Origin of the sequence: Haloarchaeobius iranensis (genome assembly GCF_900103505.1) — an archaeon.
Taxonomy (GTDB): Archaea; Halobacteriota; Halobacteria; order Halobacteriales; family Natrialbaceae; genus Haloarchaeobius; species Haloarchaeobius iranensis.
Genome location: NZ_FNIA01000001.1, coordinates 76,894 through 92,980, shown reverse-complemented (window position 1 = coordinate 92,980; position 16,087 = coordinate 76,894). Strand labels below are relative to the sequence as shown.

Annotated in this window: 15 protein-coding genes and 1 pseudogene; 7 read left to right on the top strand and 9 right to left on the bottom strand. The window is 69.4% G+C overall.

The genetic code is table 11. The annotated features are described in order from the left end of the window. Positions 1-225: 225 nt before the first annotated feature. A complete protein-coding gene (locus BLT27_RS00410; RefSeq protein ID WP_089731052.1) occupies positions 226-1,461 on the bottom strand; it encodes a DUF4382 domain-containing protein in 1,236 nt (411 codons plus the stop codon). Positions 1,462-1,623: 162 nt separating this feature from the next. Here BLT27_RS00410 and rnz point away from each other — a divergent pair, with 162 nt between their 5' ends. Next, on the top strand, positions 1,624-2,553 hold the full coding sequence (gene rnz / locus BLT27_RS00405) for a ribonuclease Z (RefSeq protein ID WP_089731051.1): 930 nt from the start codon (positions 1,624-1,626) through the stop codon (positions 2,551-2,553). A 70-nt stretch (positions 2,554-2,623) separates the two neighbouring features. Further along, a complete protein-coding gene (locus BLT27_RS00400) occupies positions 2,624-3,508 on the top strand; it encodes a PhzF family phenazine biosynthesis protein (RefSeq protein ID WP_089731050.1) in 885 nt (294 codons plus the stop codon). A 19-nt stretch (positions 3,509-3,527) separates the two neighbouring features. Here BLT27_RS00400 and BLT27_RS20085 read toward each other — a convergent pair. Both BLT27_RS20085 and BLT27_RS20330 read right to left on the bottom strand, forming a co-directional pair. Beyond that, positions 3,528-3,674, bottom strand: a pseudogene (locus BLT27_RS20085) (helix-turn-helix transcriptional regulator); the annotation flags it as partial. Next, positions 3,671-3,796 carry a hypothetical protein gene (locus BLT27_RS20330; RefSeq protein ID WP_281241440.1) on the bottom strand — a complete coding sequence of 42 codons (126 nt, stop codon included), beginning with the start codon at positions 3,794-3,796 and terminating at the stop codon, positions 3,671-3,673. The pseudogene BLT27_RS20085 and the gene BLT27_RS20330, both read right to left, overlap by 4 nt. A gap of 227 nt (positions 3,797-4,023) precedes the next feature. Here BLT27_RS20330 and BLT27_RS00390 point away from each other — a divergent pair, with 227 nt between their 5' ends. Beyond that, positions 4,024-6,006, top strand: a complete 1,983-nt coding sequence (locus tag BLT27_RS00390) for a DUF460 domain-containing protein (RefSeq protein ID WP_089731049.1) — start codon at positions 4,024-4,026, stop codon at positions 6,004-6,006. A 300-nt stretch (positions 6,007-6,306) separates the two neighbouring features. Here the strand turns inward: BLT27_RS00390 and BLT27_RS00385 are convergent, their stop codons facing one another. Both BLT27_RS00385 and BLT27_RS00380 read right to left on the bottom strand, forming a co-directional pair. Beyond that, positions 6,307-6,546, bottom strand: coding sequence for a DUF7470 family protein (locus BLT27_RS00385; protein ID WP_245707564.1), 240 nt, complete (start codon positions 6,544-6,546; stop codon positions 6,307-6,309). Between the two features lie 67 nt (positions 6,547-6,613). Continuing rightward, positions 6,614-7,363 (bottom strand): hypothetical protein, encoded by a 750-nt coding sequence (locus BLT27_RS00380; RefSeq protein WP_089731048.1) that lies wholly within the window; start codon positions 7,361-7,363, stop codon positions 6,614-6,616. A 150-nt stretch (positions 7,364-7,513) separates the two neighbouring features. On the opposite strand from BLT27_RS00380, the gene eif1A reads away from it, so the two are divergent. Then, complete coding sequence (gene eif1A, locus BLT27_RS00375) at positions 7,514-7,801, top strand: translation initiation factor eIF-1A (protein ID WP_089731047.1); 288 nt, start codon at positions 7,514-7,516, stop codon at positions 7,799-7,801. A gap of 58 nt (positions 7,802-7,859) precedes the next feature. Beyond that, a complete protein-coding gene (rio1, locus tag BLT27_RS00370; protein WP_089731046.1) occupies positions 7,860-8,744 on the top strand; it encodes a serine/threonine-protein kinase Rio1 in 885 nt (294 codons plus the stop codon). Here rio1 and BLT27_RS00365 read toward each other — a convergent pair whose 3' ends face one another. Further along, on the bottom strand, positions 8,745-11,141 hold the full coding sequence (locus BLT27_RS00365; RefSeq protein ID WP_089731045.1) for a DUF7282 domain-containing protein: 2,397 nt from the start codon (positions 11,139-11,141) through the stop codon (positions 8,745-8,747). It abuts the gene before it with no gap. Positions 11,142-11,386: 245 nt separating this feature from the next. Here BLT27_RS00365 and BLT27_RS00360 point away from each other — a divergent pair, with 245 nt between their 5' ends. Beyond that, positions 11,387-12,604, top strand: a complete 1,218-nt coding sequence (locus BLT27_RS00360; RefSeq protein WP_089731044.1) for a tryptophan--tRNA ligase — start codon at positions 11,387-11,389, stop codon at positions 12,602-12,604. 318 nt (positions 12,605-12,922) lie between these two features. On the opposite strand, the gene endA is transcribed toward BLT27_RS00360, so the two are convergent. The 3 genes from endA to BLT27_RS00345 all read right to left on the bottom strand — a co-directional run bounded on the left by endA (position 12,923) and on the right by BLT27_RS00345 (position 15,276). Next, a complete protein-coding gene (endA, locus tag BLT27_RS00355) occupies positions 12,923-13,957 on the bottom strand; it encodes a tRNA-intron lyase (RefSeq protein WP_089731043.1) in 1,035 nt (344 codons plus the stop codon). Between the two features lie 66 nt (positions 13,958-14,023). After that, positions 14,024-14,779, bottom strand: coding sequence for a PDDEXK family nuclease (locus tag BLT27_RS00350; RefSeq protein ID WP_089731042.1), 756 nt, complete (start codon positions 14,777-14,779; stop codon positions 14,024-14,026). A gap of 47 nt (positions 14,780-14,826) precedes the next feature. Continuing rightward, on the bottom strand, positions 14,827-15,276 hold the full coding sequence (locus tag BLT27_RS00345) for an RDD family protein (RefSeq protein WP_089731041.1): 450 nt from the start codon (positions 15,274-15,276) through the stop codon (positions 14,827-14,829). A 147-nt stretch (positions 15,277-15,423) separates the two neighbouring features. Here BLT27_RS00345 and BLT27_RS00340 point away from each other — a divergent pair, with 147 nt between their 5' ends. Further along, positions 15,424-16,080, top strand: coding sequence for an HAD family hydrolase (locus BLT27_RS00340; RefSeq protein ID WP_089731040.1), 657 nt, complete (start codon positions 15,424-15,426; stop codon positions 16,078-16,080). Positions 16,081-16,087 lie beyond the last annotated feature (7 nt).

Below are 16,087 nucleotides of genomic sequence, written 5' to 3'. Positions count from 1 at the left end.
GCCCGTTTCTGTCCATTCTGACCTCGGTTTCACGTGTGGTGGTCACACGGAACGTCCGGTAATCGCACTCATGAACTATCTAATAGTGATTTCCATCAGTTGAGAAACGGGGGAACCGACGGATGAACGGCTCTCGACCGTGTTAATCAGCCCGTTAACGGGCTCGAAAAATCAGGTTCACGAGGCTCGTTACGGGACGAAGATAGAGGCCGAGCGGTCAGGTGGTCACGCAGTGACTGCCACGCGGCCCTGTCCGCCGTTACCGCGGACCGGCCACGACTGTTCTGCCTCGGCGTCGTCCTTCGTGGCTGTCACTTCGAGCTCCTCGGCGTCGTCCGGCACAGTGAGTTCGATGGTGCCGTCGGCGTCGGTGGTGCCGACCGTCTCGCCGTCGACGGAGACGGTCGCATTGGCGACGGCGGCGTCGTCGTTTCCGGTGACAGTCAGCGTCACCGTCTCACCGGCTCTGACCTGGCCGTCGACGGCGAGTTCGAGTTCGGTCTCGGTGCCGGCCGAGTCGCTGTCGTCGTCGCTCGATTCACCATCGTCGCTCTCCCCGTCGTTCCCGGGGCCTGCGTTCTCGGGCGGGCCGCGTTCGCCCTCACGCTCGTCCGCGTCGACGTCGTCGATCTCGACCTGGTCGCCGGTGCCGGACTCGCTCACGACCGGACGAAGGATGTACTGTCCGGAGTTGCCGGCCTCGTGGACCATGATGTCGAACACGAAGCTCAGGTTCGAGCCGGACTCGGCGGTGAACTGCTTGTTGATCTGGAGCTTGTCGCTCGGGAGCTTGACGTCGACCTGCTCGCCGTTCTCCAGTGTGCCCTGGACCTCGCTGACGTGGACGAACACTCTGTCGTACTCGCCCGCGCTGACGTTGAAGTCGGCGAGCCGGGAGGCGTTCGCACCCTGCAGCTCGGTCAGGTCGACGGTGCGGTTGTCCACCTCGTGGGTGACCCAGCCCTCGGATTCGCTGCCGGGCTCGGTCGCCTCTCCGTCGCCGTCGGATTCGGCGTCGTCGCTGTCGGACTCGTCGTCGCTCTCGGTGTCGGTGCCGTCGCTCGAGTCCTCGGAGTCCGTCTCCGGCGCGTCCGTGGTCGTGTTCGTCTCAGTCTGGCTGATCGTCTCGTTCACGTCCTCGGTGGCCGTCTCGTTCACGTCCTCCGGTTCGGCGGTGGTCTCGTTCTCGTCGGCGTCCTCGTCAGCTTCGTCCGTCTCGTCACCGCTCTCGTCGGCCTGGTGGAAGCCGACGGACGTGATGGTGACGTTGAGGTGTTCGAACTGGTCGATAGCGCCCGGGCGGTCGCTCACGTAGAACGACACGCTGGTGTCGTCGGAGCCGGTGTCCGCATCGTCACCGGTGTTCGCGCCGTCCCCTGTCCCGGCGACGCCGCCGAGACAGCCGGCGGTCACGAGGAGGGCGGCCAGTGCGATTGCGAGCAGTGCAGTGGATCGTGACATCGTAGCTACCCCTGGGGGTTCGGAGGGTATAAACCGGGAACTCGGTTACGAACGATTTGGCCGAATTCAACCGAATCGGCGGTTCTGAACGGTCGTGAACGGTTCCAGCTGTGGGTCGACCGATTCGACACCGGTTTACCGGTCCCCGCTGGACGGTGTACCATGTCGATGCGCGTGACCTTCCTCGGGACCAGCGGGGCCGTGCCGACCACCCAGCGCAACCCAACCTCTCTCTACTGCCAGCGCGAGGGTGACGCCTTCCTCTTCGACTGCGGCGAGGGGACCCAGCGCCAGATGATGCGCTTCGGGACGGGGTTCTCGGTGGACCACATCTTCGTCACGCACACCCACGGCGACCACGTGCTGGGCATCCCGGGCCTGGTCCAGACGATGGACTTCAACGAGCGCGACGCCGCCCTGGCCATCCACTGTCCGCCGGGCGAGAAACCCCTCGTCGAGCGACTCATCAACGCGACCGGTGCGCGCCCGTCGTTCCCGGTCCGGGTCCACGAGGTCAGTGCCGGCGACGTGGCGCTCCGCCGCGAGGAGTACGAGGTTCGGGCGTTCGAGGTCGAGCACCGGACGACCGCGGTCGGCTACGCGCTCGTCGAGGACGACCGGAAGGGCCGGTTCGACCGCGAGCGCGCGGAGGAACTGGGCGTCCCAGTCGGCCCGAAGTTCTCCGAACTCCACGAGGGGAACGCGGTCGAACTCGACGACGGCACCGTCATCAGTCCCGACCAGGTCGTCGGCGACCCCCGTCCGGGTCGCCGGTTCGTCTTCACCGGCGATAGCCGGCCCGTCGACGCGACCGTCGAGGCCGCCGAGCAGGCCGACCTGCTGGTCCACGACGCGACGTTCGCGGAGGACCGCCGCGACCGGGCCGGTCAGACCGGCCACTCGACGGCCAAGCAGGCCGGAGAAGTCGCCCAGCGTGCCGGGGCGAAGCGGCTGGCGCTCACGCACGTCTCGTCGCGGTACGCGAACGACGTGAAGATGCACCGGACCGAGGCTCGGGAGGCGTTCGACGGCGAGGTGCTGATTCCCGACGACGGTGACACGGTCGAGATCCCGTATCCGGACGGCGAGTGACCGCCGAGACCGTGCGGGGCGGTCGCATGCGAGGGGTTCGCTTTTCACGCTCGCGGTCGCATCGACGGTCGTGTCCCACGAGTTCCACATCTGCGACGTGTTCGCCACGGAACGGTACGCCGGGAACCAGCTCGCGGTGGTGACGGACGCGGGCGACCTCTCGACCGACGAGATGCAGGCGGTCGCGAACGAGATGAACTACTCCGAGTCGACGTTCGTCACGGGTCGCGACGACGACGGCTGGGACGTGCGCATCTTCACGCCCAACAGCGAGATACCGTTCGCGGGCCACCCGACGCTCGGGACGGCGGCGGTCGTCCGGGAGCACCTCGCCCCGGGTGACCCGGACCCGATCACGCTCCACCTCGAAGTCGGCGACGTGCCGGTCCGCGTCGAGGGCGACGGCGGCGACCCGCTGTACTGGATGACACAGCAGCCGCCCGAGTTCGGCGAGACGTTCGACCGCGAGACGGCTGCCGCCGCGCTCGGACTCGCGGTCGACGACATCCGCGACGACCTCCCGGTCAGGTGGGTGTCGACCGGGCTCCCGACCGTCGTCGTCCCGCTCCGCCACCGGGACGCACTCGAACGCGCCGAGGTCGACCTCGCCGGCTACGCGGAACTGACCGACGACCACGAGGGCAAGAACGTCCTCGCGTTCTGCCCGGAGCCCCGCGACCCGGGCCACGACTACGCCGACCGCGTGTTCGCACCCTATTACGACGTGACGGAGGACCCGGCGACGGGTTCCTCGAACGGCTGTCTCGCCGGCTACCTGGTCCGGCACCGGGGCGAGCCCCTCGACGCGGTCGTCGAGCAGGGCTACGAGATGGGGCGGCCGTCGCTGCTCCACCTCGTGGCCGCGGAGCAGGACGACGGCGACGGCGGAGACGGCGACATCGAGGTACAGGTCGGCGGTCGGGTCGTCCCGGTCGCACGCGGCGACCTGTACTGACCTCGCCGTCGGGCCACTCCTCCAGCCGGAACAGCTCCTCGACCGAACAGTCGAACTCGTCGGCGAGCTCGAGCGCGAGTTCGAGGCTCGGGTCGGAGCGGCCGCGCTCGATGGCGTTGCTGCTCTGTCGCGTCACGTCGGGCGCCGCCGCGGCTCCCCGTGTCAGCCCTCGTTCCTCACGGCGCTCGCGGCCTCGTGGAGCCGCTGGTCGCGTTCGTCGAACAGCGGGCCGCTGTACCGGCCGTAGCCGACGACTGCGCCGACGGCACAGGCGGCGAACGCCTCCACGCCGACCAGCGGGTAGCCGGCGACGATGACACCCCGAGCCCGACCCCAGAGCAGAGCCAGAGGGCGGCGTGCAGGTGTCGGAACGCAGTCTCGGCGGCGGGACCGACGGTGTCGGTCTCTGGCATCGGCCTGTAAACTCCCCTTTACCGTAACGCGTCCGTTACATCCCGACTGCAACGTTGCGGTTCCCCGCGGAATTTATACAGATACCTCCCCAACGACTGCCTGTGAGCGCCCGTACCACGGCCCTCGACGCGGTGGTGTTCGGCGTCGACATCCAGAGCGGGGACGTCCGGGGGGACGCCCCCTCCTACGCGCTCGTCGTGTTCGACGGCGAATCCCTCGAGCGCGACGTCGTCACCTACCGGAAGCTCCGCCGCCGCATCGACGACGAGGCGCCGACCATCGTCGCCACGGACAACATGTACGAACTCGCCGAGGACAAGGACGCCCTCGTCCACTTCCTCGGCAGCCTGCCGGACGAGACACGGCTCGTACAGGTCACGGGCGACGAACAGCCCGAACCCCTCTCCCGCGTCGCCTCCCGCCACGGCGTCCCGTACGGCAAGGACCCCATGCAGGAGGCCGAGGCCGCCGCCCGCCTCGCCGCCGCCAACGTCGGCTACGAGGTGAGCGCCTTCACCGACACGACGACCGTGAAGGTGTCCCGAGGCCGCTCGACCGGTAGCGGCGGCTGGAGCCAGGACCGCTACACCCGGCGCATCCACGGCAACGTCAGGGCCCGCGCCCGGGAGGTCGCCTCGGCGCTCGACGACGCCGGGCTCGACTACGAGATGGACCCGACCGAGAAGTACGGCGGCTACGCCAACGCCGTCTTCACCGTCGACGCCCACCCGGCCGACATCCCCGTCTCCCGCGGCCGCTCGGGCGACACGCGGGTCGAGATCGAACGGGAGCGCCGCGACGGCATCGAGTTCGAGCCGCTGGCCAAGCGCCGCGACCACGTCATCGTCGGGATGGACCCCGGCACCACCACGGCGGTCGCGGTCGTCTCGCTCGACGGACAGGTCCACGACGTGCTCTCGACGCGCACCGCCGACACCGCCGCGGTCATCGAGTGGATAATCGAGCGCGGGCGGCCCGTCATCGTCGCGGCCGACGTGGAGCCGATGCCGGAGACCGTCGAGAAGGTCCGCCGGAGCTTCGACGCCGCGCCGTGGGTCCCCGCTTCCGACCTCCCCGTCGACGAGAAGCAACACCGGACCCGCGAGGAGGGCTACGACAACGACCACGAGCGCGACGCCCTCGCCGCCGCGCTCTTTGCCTTCGACGACCACGCGGACCAGTTCGAGCGCATCGCCCGGAAGACGCCGCCGACGCTCGACCGGGGCGTCGTCATCGAGCGCGTGCTCGGCGGTGACGGGAGCGTCGAGGCCGTCGTCGACGACCTCGTGGAGGAGGACGAGGAGGACCCCGAGGAGCACGAGCACGACCCGCGCGAGCTGACCGCCGAGGAGAAGCGCATCCGCGACCTCGAACGGCAGGTCGAGCGCCTGCAGGACCACGTCGACGACCTGCAGGACACCGTCGACGAGAAGGACGAGCGCATCGACGACCTGGAGTCGGAGCTCTCCGATGCCCGCCGCGAGGAACGTCGCGAGGCCCGCGAACGCCGCACGGTCACCCGGCTGGAGCGCCGGAACGACGCGCTCGAACGCGACGTCGCGGACCGCGAGGAGACAATCGAGGCGCTGGAGGGCAAGCTCGCCCGGCTGAAGGAGCTCTGGAAGCTCGACCACTCCAACTTCGCCGACGTCGAGGAGAAGAAACGCGGGCTCGTCCCGGTCAAACCCGTCGACAAGTTCACCAGGGACGCCATCGACGACGCCCACGACAACTACGGGCTCGCACCCGACGACGTGGTCTACCTGCGCGACGCCTCCGGCGCGGGTCGGTCGACCGCCGAGAAGCTCGTCGACCACGACCCCCGCGTCGTCCTCAAGGAGGGCGGGCTCTCGGACGTCGCCGACGAGGTGCTGTTCGAGCACGAGGTTCCCGTCGGCCCCGCCGACGACGTGGCGATGCAGGAGGTCGACGAGCTCGCCGTCGCCCGCGAAGACGACGTCGAGGCCGTCATCGACGACTGGGCGGACCGCGCCGCGGAGCGCAAGAAGGACCAGAAATCGGAGATGGTCGACCGCCTCATCAGCGAGCACCGCGCCGACGAGGCCGGCAGCAACGCGTTCTAACCCGTCTGGGTGGCGGGAATCGTGCTGTCAGTGGCTGTCCCCGCTCCGGTGTCCGCCGGGGACTCGAATCCACCTCGATAGCCCCGCTCCTCGCACCGAAAGTTTACATACAGTGTAAACACCGCGGCCGAGGAACCGGTCGCGACGTTCCCGGACCAGCCGGGAGGGGCGCGGTGCGTGGTTCGGAGCGAGCGCAGCGAGACCACGGCGGAGTCTCGCCAGTCGCGGGAGCCGAGACGGCGGGGGCTTTCGAGGTGTTGTCGGCAGTCCAGTAGTCGTCGCAGAACCGCTCGAAAACCGCTAGAACATCCCGCCCATCCCGAGCATCCCGAGCGCGTTGCTCACGAGCGCCTTGAGCAGCAGGCCGAGCCCCGCGACGACGAGCGCGAAGCCGGCGGCGAGGATGAGCGACCCCTCGATTGCGATGATTCCGATACCTGCGAGGACGAAGAGGAACCCGAGAGCGCCGGAGATCCCGAGCATCTTCGCGTACTTCATCGGACCGGACGAGCCTCCGCCCGGACTCATGTCGGCAGCCATGTCACGCAGTCCACCCCCGAGCCGAATGAACGTGGTGGTTTCGCCGCCGGACCGGCAGCGACGCGTGTCAGCGCGGGAAACTGTACGACGTGACCCCACCCGACCCGTGGACGAGGGACACCCACACCGTCCGGTCGCCACCTCCGCTGGTCCTCTCACCCCTGGCCGCGTCGGGAGCGAACGGTGCGTAGAGCGTCTCGAACGTCTTCGTCTCCCCACCGGGGACGACGAGGTCGGACCGTCTCGGTGACGGTGGCCGGTCCTCGTCGACACCGACGACGCCCGGTCCAGCGTCGAGCTGTGTGGCGTCGAACGACCCCTCGCGTGCATCGGCGGTCGGGGTCGCCACGGCGCCCGTGAAGCCGACGTATCTGACGAGGAGCGGTGCTTCGGCCTGGCTCTCGATGTCGAGCTTCGCACGGCCGTCCGCCAGCACCTCGAGGCTCTCGACGGACCCGTGAACCGGCCTCCAGACCCACCGACGAACCCAGCCGCCAGACACCTTCGCTTTCACGGACAGTCCCCGGTCGACGTAGCTCTCCAGCCGGTCCGGGAAGACGACCGGGAACCGGACCCGCTTCCCGGGGCGGTCGACAGTCTCGTGCTCGGTACCCGTCGCACTGTCGTAGAGAGTGCTCTCCTGGACAGGCACGTCGTCAGCCAGCTCGACGACCAGGTCCCGACCCTCGTATCTGTCAGCCTCGAACACGTCACCGGCGGCTGGGGGCTCCGAACCGAGGCCGACGATTCCGAGACAACCGCTGGCGGCGAGCACGCCGGCGCCGGCGAGCGACCGGAGTGCTTCCCGTCGTTCCATACGGTCGCTTCGACTGTCGGATATAAAACACTGCGTACGTTCCGCACGTCGGGTGGCGCTCGGGCGAGCCGGGACCCCCGCCACGCTGCGACACTGGGGCTCCAGCCCATCCTACAAGAATTAAAAGTAGCGGCATCCATACGGGGACACATGAGTGACAACGACGACGGTGGCCGACGCAACCTGCGCATGCCGGAGGACGACGAGGTGTTCGCGACGGTGACGAACATGCTCGGTGCGAACCGGGTCCGTGTCCGCTGTTCCGACGGCGTCGAGCGCACAGCCCGGATTCCGGGCAAGATGCAGAAACGGGTCTGGATTCGGGAGGACGACGTGGTGCTCGTCGAGCCGTGGGACTGGCAGGACGAGAAGGCCGACATCACCTGGCGCTACGACAAGCAGGACGCCGACCAGCTCCGCGAGGAGGGACACATCTGAGCCGTCTCGCTCCGCGATACCCAGCCTTTTACGCGTTCGTCACGTTACCGTGCCGTAGATGAGCGACGAGTACGGACTGGTGGAGCCGGAGGCCGTCGACGAGCCGGGCGACGAGTGGGAAGCCATCGACGTGACCGACACCGAGGCCGACCGCATCGCCCGCAAGCGCGACCGCAAGTTCGACCAGTTCAGAAAGCGCATCAAGGACAACGAGTCGCTGAAGGTCGAGGCGTCGGTGTTCGACGACGCCACCTACGCCGCGCTCTACAAGCTCGTGCAGGACGGGTGGGTCGACGCGCTGGGTGGCCCCATCTCGACCGGGAAGGAGGCCAACGTCTACACCGCCCTCGGCGGCGACGGCGCGGCCGACGTGCTCGGTGCCGACGCCCCCGAGGTCGCCATCAAGGTGTACCGCATCAACGCCTCGGACTTCCGGGACATGCGCGACTACCTCGTCGGCGACCCCCGGTTCGAGGGCATCGGCTCGAAGAAGTCCCAGGTCGTCATCGCGTGGGTCCGCAAGGAGTACGCGAACCTCCAGCGCGCCCGCCGCGCCGGCGTCCGCGTTCCCTACCCGCTCGCGGTCGAGCGGAACGTGCTCGTCATGGAGTACATCGGCGCGGAGGAGGGTCGCGCGAAGCGACTCGCCGAGGTGAACGTCGAGAACCCCCAGACCGCCTACGAGGTCGTCCGGGAGTACATGCGGCGGCTCCACACTGCGGGGCTGGTCCACGGCGACCTCTCCGAGTACAACATGGTCATCCACGACGGCGAGCTGGTGGTCATCGACCTCGGGCAGGCGGTGACGGTCCACCACCCCAACGCACGGGACTTCCTCGAACGCGACTGCCGGAACGTCGCCGCGTTCTTCTCGCGGCAGGGCATCGACGTGACCGGGGACGAGCTCTACGAGTTCGTCGTCGAGGACGACGAGCGGTTCTGATTATCGGCGACGGACGACCAGTGCACAGAGTGCGAGGAGCGCCGCGAGAGTTCCTGAGACGCCGAAGCCGGGGACCGAGCCGCCGTCGTCGGTGTCGTTCGGGTCGGACATCCCGAGCGTCGGCGTCGTGGGATCGGTCGTCGCCGGCGTGTCGACGATGGACCCCGGCGCCGTGGTCGCCGTGGGCGTCGCCGTCTCCTCGGGCGGTCGGATGACTGCTGTCGCAGTCACGGGCTCGCCGTCCTCGCGGTAGGGTTCGTCGCTCGTGTCGAACTCGTAGTTGTCGTTCACGTCACGGTAGGCGACCGCGACCACGGTCGTCGGCTCCTCGATGGCCTCTTCGAACCGCACGCCGGAGCGAGTGTCGTCCGGGTAGACGTACTCTGTGGCGAAGACTGGCCCGTCGACGCTCCCCTCGCGGAGGACGACGAAGCCGCCGTGGGTGAGGACGGTCTCGTTCACGAACATTCCCCACCGGGCGGTCTCGTTCTCCAGCCCAAGGCTCGCCTCGCGGGGGACGACTTCGAGTGGAACCGGGTCGGTGAGGTTCCGCCCGTTCCACGTGGCCCGGACGGCGTAGTCGACTCCCTGCCGGGTGTCGTGCTCGAACGTCGCGGAGAACCGGCCGTCGAAGTCGGTCCCTGTCTCCCGGGCCGGGACCGGATTCGTCCGCACGCGTTCGAGCACCGACATCGAGTTCGCGTCGAGGAGCTCGATGGTCAACTCGGCGGCTGCCGGGAGGGATGTCCCGCCGTCGATGGTGACGTTCCCCGACGGCCGGCCCAGGACGGCCCCATCGGTGTCGTACTCGATGGCGGCCCTGGGCGTTTCGACCTGGGCAGTCTGGTTCGGCGGGAGATCGTACGGGCGCGGGGCGAACTCGTCGAACAGGTTGAACCCGACGAGGAACGTCGACCGCTCGTAGACGTACTCCAGCCGTGGCTCCCTGGAGTCGGGGCTGGGTTCCCCTCGGAAGATGGCGGCCGTCGAGCTGTCCGGAACCACGTGGTACGTCGCCGGTGCATCGCCCGCGACGACGGTGACGTTCCCCGCATCTGCGAGGTCGAACACCCGCGGTGGCGCGTGGTCAGGTCGGTGGTCGTGGCCCACCAGGAGCCGCGTGTCACCGTCCCACGCCGCCGCGAACCGTTCGGTCAGGTTGTCGCCCGGTGCATCCTCGACCTCGGCGGCGATGACGGCCGACTGGACGGTGACGACGAGGTCGTCGCCCAGCAGCACCGTCGGCGTACTCGGGCCGTCGAGCCCGACGTAGTCCGGGAGGTTCGCCGGGTCGGTGTCGTTCGAGACGCGCTGGATCCGGAGCCGCGGTTCGAGGAGCGACTCGTCAGGCACGACCGCGGCGTCGACCCGTTCGGTGACCGCGTTCTCGCGCCAATCCACGGTCGCGACGACCGAGAGGTCGGCGTCAGCCGGGAGCGAGGTGGCGTCGACGGCCGTGGACCAGCCGTTCGGCCGCCCCGGCCAGACGTCGGGTCCTGAGCTGTTCGCGTGGACCGTCGCGGTCGTCGCGGCGACGACGTCGCCGTCTGCAGTCTCGACGCGAACGTCGACGCTGGTGCCGGGCGGGAGCGAGGTCGTCCCGTGAATGGTCGCGTCCTCGCGGTCGACGAGGGCGATGCCGGGCGCTGGCCGGGCGACGGTCAGCGTGGGAGGTGCCCGGGCGAGCCGGGTGTGCTCGGGCGGGCCGTCGTGGTGTGCGAAGTCCGCCGTGAAGTAGAGCCGACCGGAGCCGGATTCGTAGGGTTCGTGGTCCAGTTCGGCGGGCGAGGGGGCGAACGCGAGCGGCCCGCCGGTGTCATTGCCCACGTACTGCAACTCGGTGTCGCCGGTGGCTGGGACCGCGGGGAGGTCGCGCGGCTCGACGACGAGGTGGTACGTGTCCGGGGAGTCGCCGCGGACGACCGTCGCGTTCGCCGGGGACAGCGCGGCGAACCGTGTCTCCATCGGCCCGTCCTGAAGGACCCAGAGCCTGAGGTTCAGAGCGGGGTCGTCCGCGACGGAGAGGAACCGTTCGGTGCGGTTCGTGCCGGTGGCGTTCCGGACCTGCGCATCGAGTCCCGGGAGCTGGACCCGGATGACTAGCGACCCGTTGGGCGGAACGACGTTCGACTGACGGGAGAGATCCCCGATGTGGTCCGGCAGTTCGTCGGCGTCGTCGACCCGCTCTGCGAGCCCCGGTGGCCCGGCCCAGAGGCTGACCGCCGTCTCGTTCTCGACCGTCTGTGTGGCGTTGGAGTCGACAGCCGCCGTCGATGTCGTGGGGCCGACCGAGTCACCGGACCCGCCCGGCGGCGCACCCACGCTGACGGCGGGGAGGAGGACTGCGGTGACGACCAGCACGGTGATGGCCGCCACGAACTGCGGAGGGCGTGACATATCACACGACTGCTCGCCCGGTCGGCATAAGTCTCGTGCAGCGTTCCGAGAACTCCGAAACGATGAAACCCGATGACCGACTACGGACTGGTATGCAGTCCGCTCCCGCCTGGCGCTGGCACGAGTTCTCGGGAGCGGACAGTATCGCGCTCGTCGTCGACGCGGCGTAACCGGGTCGCCGGCGGTGCGGTGCTCACTCGTTCTCTCGCGCATCGCTCGCCAGCCAGCGCGCTATCCAGCAACAGATGACGACAGACGATACCACGACAGCGGCACAGCACACGACCGACGACACGAACGTAGCCGACGACGCCGGCGACGACTTCACGGTCACCCCCTACGACGTGTCGGGGACGGTCGACTACGACCGATTGCTCGAACGCTTCGGCGCGGACCGGCTCACCGACGAGCAGGTGGCCCGGTTCCCCGACCACCCGATGCTTCGGCGACGGATCTACTACGCCGGCCGCAGCGTCGACCGCTTCCTCGACGCGGCCGAGGCGGGGGAGACGCACTCCATCGTCACCGGCGTCGGCCCGTCGGGACCGATGCACCTCGGCCACGCGCTCGTGTTCTACCTCGCGAAGGAGCTGCAGGACGCGACCGGTGCCGAGGTGCTCATCCCGCTCTCGGACGACGAGAAGTACTACGCGAAGGACCTCACCTACGAGGAGATCTCGACCTACCGCGACGAGAACCTGCGTGACCTGCTCGCGGTCGGCTTCGACCCGGAGAAGACGACCATCGTCGTCGACACCGAGGATGCTGAGGTGATGTACCCGGTCGCGAGCGCCTTCGCCCGGCACCTCACGCAGTCGACGGTCGACGCGACCTACGGCGAACCGGAGAACGTCGGACTCTCGTTCTACCCGGCGATGCAGGCGGCCCACCTGCTCCTGCCCCAGCTCGTCCACGGCGAGCACCCGACGCTCGTGCCCGTCGCGGTCGACCAGGACCCGCACGTCCGGGTCTGCCGGGACGTGGCCGCGAAGGAGCGATTTCCGGTGTCGAAGCCGGGGGCGCTGCTCGGGCGGTTCCTCCCGACGCTCGACGGGCCGGGGAAGATGTCCGCCAGCGACGACGTGCCGGCCATCGCACTCACCGACGACCCCGACGACGTCCGCGAGACCATCCGCAAGCACGCGTTCACCGGCGGTCGGGCGAGCGTCGCCGAGCACCGCGAGCACGGTGGCGACCCGTCTGTCGACGTGCCGTTCCAGTACCTCCGGTTCTTCTTCGAGCGCGGCGACGACGACCTGGCCCGCATCGAGACCGCCTACCGCGAGGGCGAACTGCTCAGCGGCGAGCTGAAGGAGCTCGCGGCCGACCGCATCGGCGAGTTCCTGACCGCCCACCAGCGCCGGCGGGCGGCACTGGGGGACCTCGAATCGGCGCTCGCGCCATACCGGCTGACCGACGCGGAGCGCGAGCGGGCCCGGCAGGCGGTCGGGCTGCGCCGGTAGCCCTCCGAAACCCGCGGGTACGGCGGGCGGCAGCGATACCGCGATGCCCTCCCGGTACGTCAGGTTCGACACGAACGAACGGGACGATGCGAACTGGCCGGCCCCCGGGGAGGCGTTCGCCACGCTGGGCAACGAGACACGGATGGCCGTCCTGCGCGAGCTGTGGACGACGACTGGCGGCCGCTTGGGCGGCCGACGACGAGGAACTCGTCCCCCCCTGAGAGGTCCACGGCCGACGACGACGGGGCCGCGATGGCAACCGACGGCGGCTCCGGCGGCTCGCACCGGTCGGCGACATCGGGACGCTCTCGGCCTGGGTCAGGGCGTCAGTCGCTCGACCCGGAGCCACGTCGGCGGCTCGCCGCTGTCCTCGTCGGCCACCGCGAACACCATCTGCTTGCGGACGCCGTTGGCGAGTCGCACGTCCAGCGAGAGGTCACGCGGCGAGAACACGTGGCCCGCCGGGAGCACGCGCACGAGCAGTTCGGAGTGGCCGAACTCGTCGATGTCCTCGAACTCCGCGTAGGTGCGGAAGTCGGCGCCGAACTTGAATCCGGTCTTGGGGACGACCCCGCGTTCGCGGAGCTCGCTGTACGTGCGGAGCCGGCGTCCGAACCGGTCGCCCTCGACCGTGCGGCCCCGGTCGCGGATCGTGGCCCCGGCGAGTTCGATGGCCCCCCGCTCGGCCAGATACGCCGCCTCGACGAGCGACAGCTGGAGCGCGTCGTGGTCGGCGTCCCGGCCAGCCAGCGGCGTGCCGTAGAACCCCGACTCGTAGAGGCGCGCCGGCGGTTCCCAGCAGACCACGCGGTCGGCGAGGAGGTCGGCGTCCACGCCGGACGGCAGGTCGATGTCGGCCGTCCCGCTGGGGTCGGTTCGGGCGGTTTCGAAGTACGTGATCTCGCTCTCCTCGTCGACGACGGCGAGCACGCAGTCGCCGAGGGCGGCCGCCGGGACGGACTGTCGTTCGCCGACGACCCGGACGTGGTAGGCGACCTCGCCGTCGCCCGGGCCCTTGCCCCGCGGGTAGACGATCAGGTCGGCGTTCCCGGCGCTGACGTGCTGGAGCCAGTCCTCGCGGGCTGGCGAGACGTAGAACCCGCGCTCCCGGAGGTCCGCGTAGACGAGGAACCGCGGGACGAAGCCGTCGCCGGTGGCGTCGCGGACGAACGCGCGGAAGTCCATCCCGTCCACCTCGTCGAGGTCCCCCCGGTAGAGCAGGTGGGCGGCCTCGACCGGTGCGAGGGCGATGGCGTTCCCGTCGGTCGGGTAGCCGTACCCCCGCGAGTCGTGGAACCGCTGACGGGCGTCGCCCCCCACGCGGACGACGTCGCCGTCGATATGTCCGTTCATGGGGGATTCTGTGCTTCCCCGCCGCAAAGCGGTGACGGTCTGTCCCGGTGGGGACGGCCCGCCAGTTCATGACACGGCGTCCTGGCTCACCGGCTCGTGGTGCCGGCCACACGCGGTGTCGAGGCAGCGTCGGCCGCCCCCCGTCGCGAAGACGGGCAGGCCGCAGTCGCAGTCGCCGACGACACTGCCCGACGGGAAGCTGTAGCTCGTGTCGCAGTCCGGGTAGTCGTCGCAGCCCACGAGCAGGCCGCCCTTGCGGAACACGCGGAGGTCGTCGCCGCAGTGCGGGCAGTCCCACTCGCGGTCGAACCGGTCGATGACGGCCTCGTAGAGCGACTCGCAGGTGTAGTCGACACAGCAGTCGATGGGCGTCCCCCGCTCGACGCGGATGCGGGGGAGGCCGCAGTCACAGCGGCCACCGTGGCAGGTCGCGTCGGCGGGCACGACGTGCTCGCGGTCGCAGTCGACGCAGGTGACGGCACGGGTGGTCCTGACGAGGACGCCGTCGCAGTCGGGACAGTGGCCGACCGGCTCGCCGGCGTCGGAGGTGGGATACGAGCCGACGAGGTGGAGACGGTGCGACCGGACTCGGAGCGTCCGGTCGCCGTCGTGGGCGGTCAGGTCGAGCCCGTCGTCGGTCGTGATCGCGACCGCGTCGGCGCGGGTGAGCCACGCGACCGGCTGGTAGCCGTCGGCGTCGTGGACGAGGACGGTGTCGTCGGGTTTGACGACGACGGCGACTTGGCCGCGGTGCTCGGTGCGGTCGCCGTTCTCGAACGTCGCCGTACAGTCGCCCACGAAGAGGCGGAGGGTATCGGACATACCCCCACTGGCCGCGCTCCGGTACTTGAACCCTGAGACAGGGACGCCTACGCCTTGACGACGACGGTGCTGCCGAGGAGGTCGCCGATGCGCTGGCTGTCGTCGGTGACGGCGATGACGATGACGGCGATGAGGCCACCCTCGAAGCCGAGCAACAGGTTCCGGATGATGGAGGCACCCCACGTGCACTCGCGGCCGTCGTCCATGACGACCTTGATGTCCATCATCTGCTTGCCGAACGGCTGGCCCCCGTTCGCCTCGAAGTAGACCTTGTAGCCGACCGCGCCGACGAACGCGAGGGCGAAGAAGAGGAACAGGACGAGCGCACCGAGGCCCTCCGACGCCGACCCGACGAGGCCGCCCACGAAGAGTCCGAAGAGAGCCAGTACGCCGCCGATGGTGCTGGCGATGAAGCTGTCGATGAAGTACGCGACGATTCGCGCTCCCAGAGTGTCGGTGTTCCCGACTCTGCGGGTCTGCCTGTGTTGAGCTGCCATACACGGTCGTCCCGCCTACCGACTATAAAAATTATCGGCTCGAAGCTGTTGGCAACAAAACAAGGGCGGACGGTGCTGGCCGTTGGTGTCTGTTGGGCTCCCGAGCGGGACCGACGGACCGATGGGGCTCGCCGACCGAGCGTGCCCATGCACCACGAGGCGGTCCTCTTCGACATGGACGGTGTACTCGTCGACTCCGAACACTACTGGGTCGAGTGCGAGGAGCGCGACATCCTCCCGTGGGCGGTCCCGGACGCGACCGTCGAACCCAGCGAGATAACCGGGATGAACTACCGCGAGATACACGACTACCTCGTCGAACACTACGACGTGGCCGTGACGAAGGCGGAGTGGGTCGCCCGCTTCGACGAGACGGCAGCAGAGATATACGCCGAGCACGCCGCCCTGCTCCCCGGTTTCGACGGCTGGCTGCCGGCTGCGCGCGGAGACGTGCCGGTCGCCGTCGTCTCCTCGTCGCCGCACCACTGGATAGACCTGGTCCGCGAGCGCTTCGACCTCGCGTTCGACGCCCGCGTGAGCGCCGAGGACATCGACGGCCCGGGCAAGCCAGCGCCCGACATCTACGAGTACGCCGCCGACGTCGTCGATGTCGCCCCCGACCGCTGCGTCGCCGTCGAGGACTCCGAGCACGGCATCGCGTCGGCCGTCGCCGCCGGCTGCACCTGCGTCGGCTACGTCTCCGGCGCGGACGACAGCCTCGACCACTCCGCGGCCGACCACGTCGTCGACTCCCCCGAGGAACTGCTCGCGACGGTCGACGAGCTGCTCGGGCGGGTCGACTGACGACACC

What these genes read in the sequence shown, in the direction of transcription:
- BLT27_RS00380 (WP_089731048.1), bottom strand. Translation starts at nt 7,363, where the DNA reads ATGGAACGACGGGAAGCACTCCGGTCGCTCGCCGGCGCCGGCGTGCTC.
- BLT27_RS00365 (WP_089731045.1), bottom strand. Translation starts at nt 11,141, where the DNA reads ATGTCACGCCCTCCGCAGTTCGTGGCGGCCATCACCGTGCTGGTCGTC.
- endA (WP_089731043.1), bottom strand. Translation starts at nt 13,957, where the DNA reads ATGAACGGACATATCGACGGCGACGTCGTCCGCGTGGGGGGCGACGCC.
- eif1A (WP_089731047.1), top strand. Translation starts at nt 7,514, where the DNA reads ATGAGTGACAACGACGACGGTGGCCGACGCAACCTGCGCATGCCGGAG.
- rio1 (WP_089731046.1), top strand. Translation starts at nt 7,860, where the DNA reads ATGAGCGACGAGTACGGACTGGTGGAGCCGGAGGCCGTCGACGAGCCG.
- BLT27_RS00410 (WP_089731052.1), bottom strand. Translation starts at nt 1,461, where the DNA reads ATGTCACGATCCACTGCACTGCTCGCAATCGCACTGGCCGCCCTCCTC.
- BLT27_RS00350 (WP_089731042.1), bottom strand. Translation starts at nt 14,779, where the DNA reads ATGTCCGATACCCTCCGCCTCTTCGTGGGCGACTGTACGGCGACGTTC.
- rnz (WP_089731051.1), top strand. Translation starts at nt 1,624, where the DNA reads ATGTCGATGCGCGTGACCTTCCTCGGGACCAGCGGGGCCGTGCCGACC.
- BLT27_RS00360 (WP_089731044.1), top strand. Translation starts at nt 11,387, where the DNA reads ATGACGACAGACGATACCACGACAGCGGCACAGCACACGACCGACGAC.
- BLT27_RS00385 (WP_245707564.1), bottom strand. Translation starts at nt 6,546, where the DNA reads ATGGCTGCCGACATGAGTCCGGGCGGAGGCTCGTCCGGTCCGATGAAG.
- BLT27_RS00345 (WP_089731041.1), bottom strand. Translation starts at nt 15,276, where the DNA reads ATGGCAGCTCAACACAGGCAGACCCGCAGAGTCGGGAACACCGACACT.
- BLT27_RS00340 (WP_089731040.1), top strand. Translation starts at nt 15,424, where the DNA reads ATGCACCACGAGGCGGTCCTCTTCGACATGGACGGTGTACTCGTCGAC.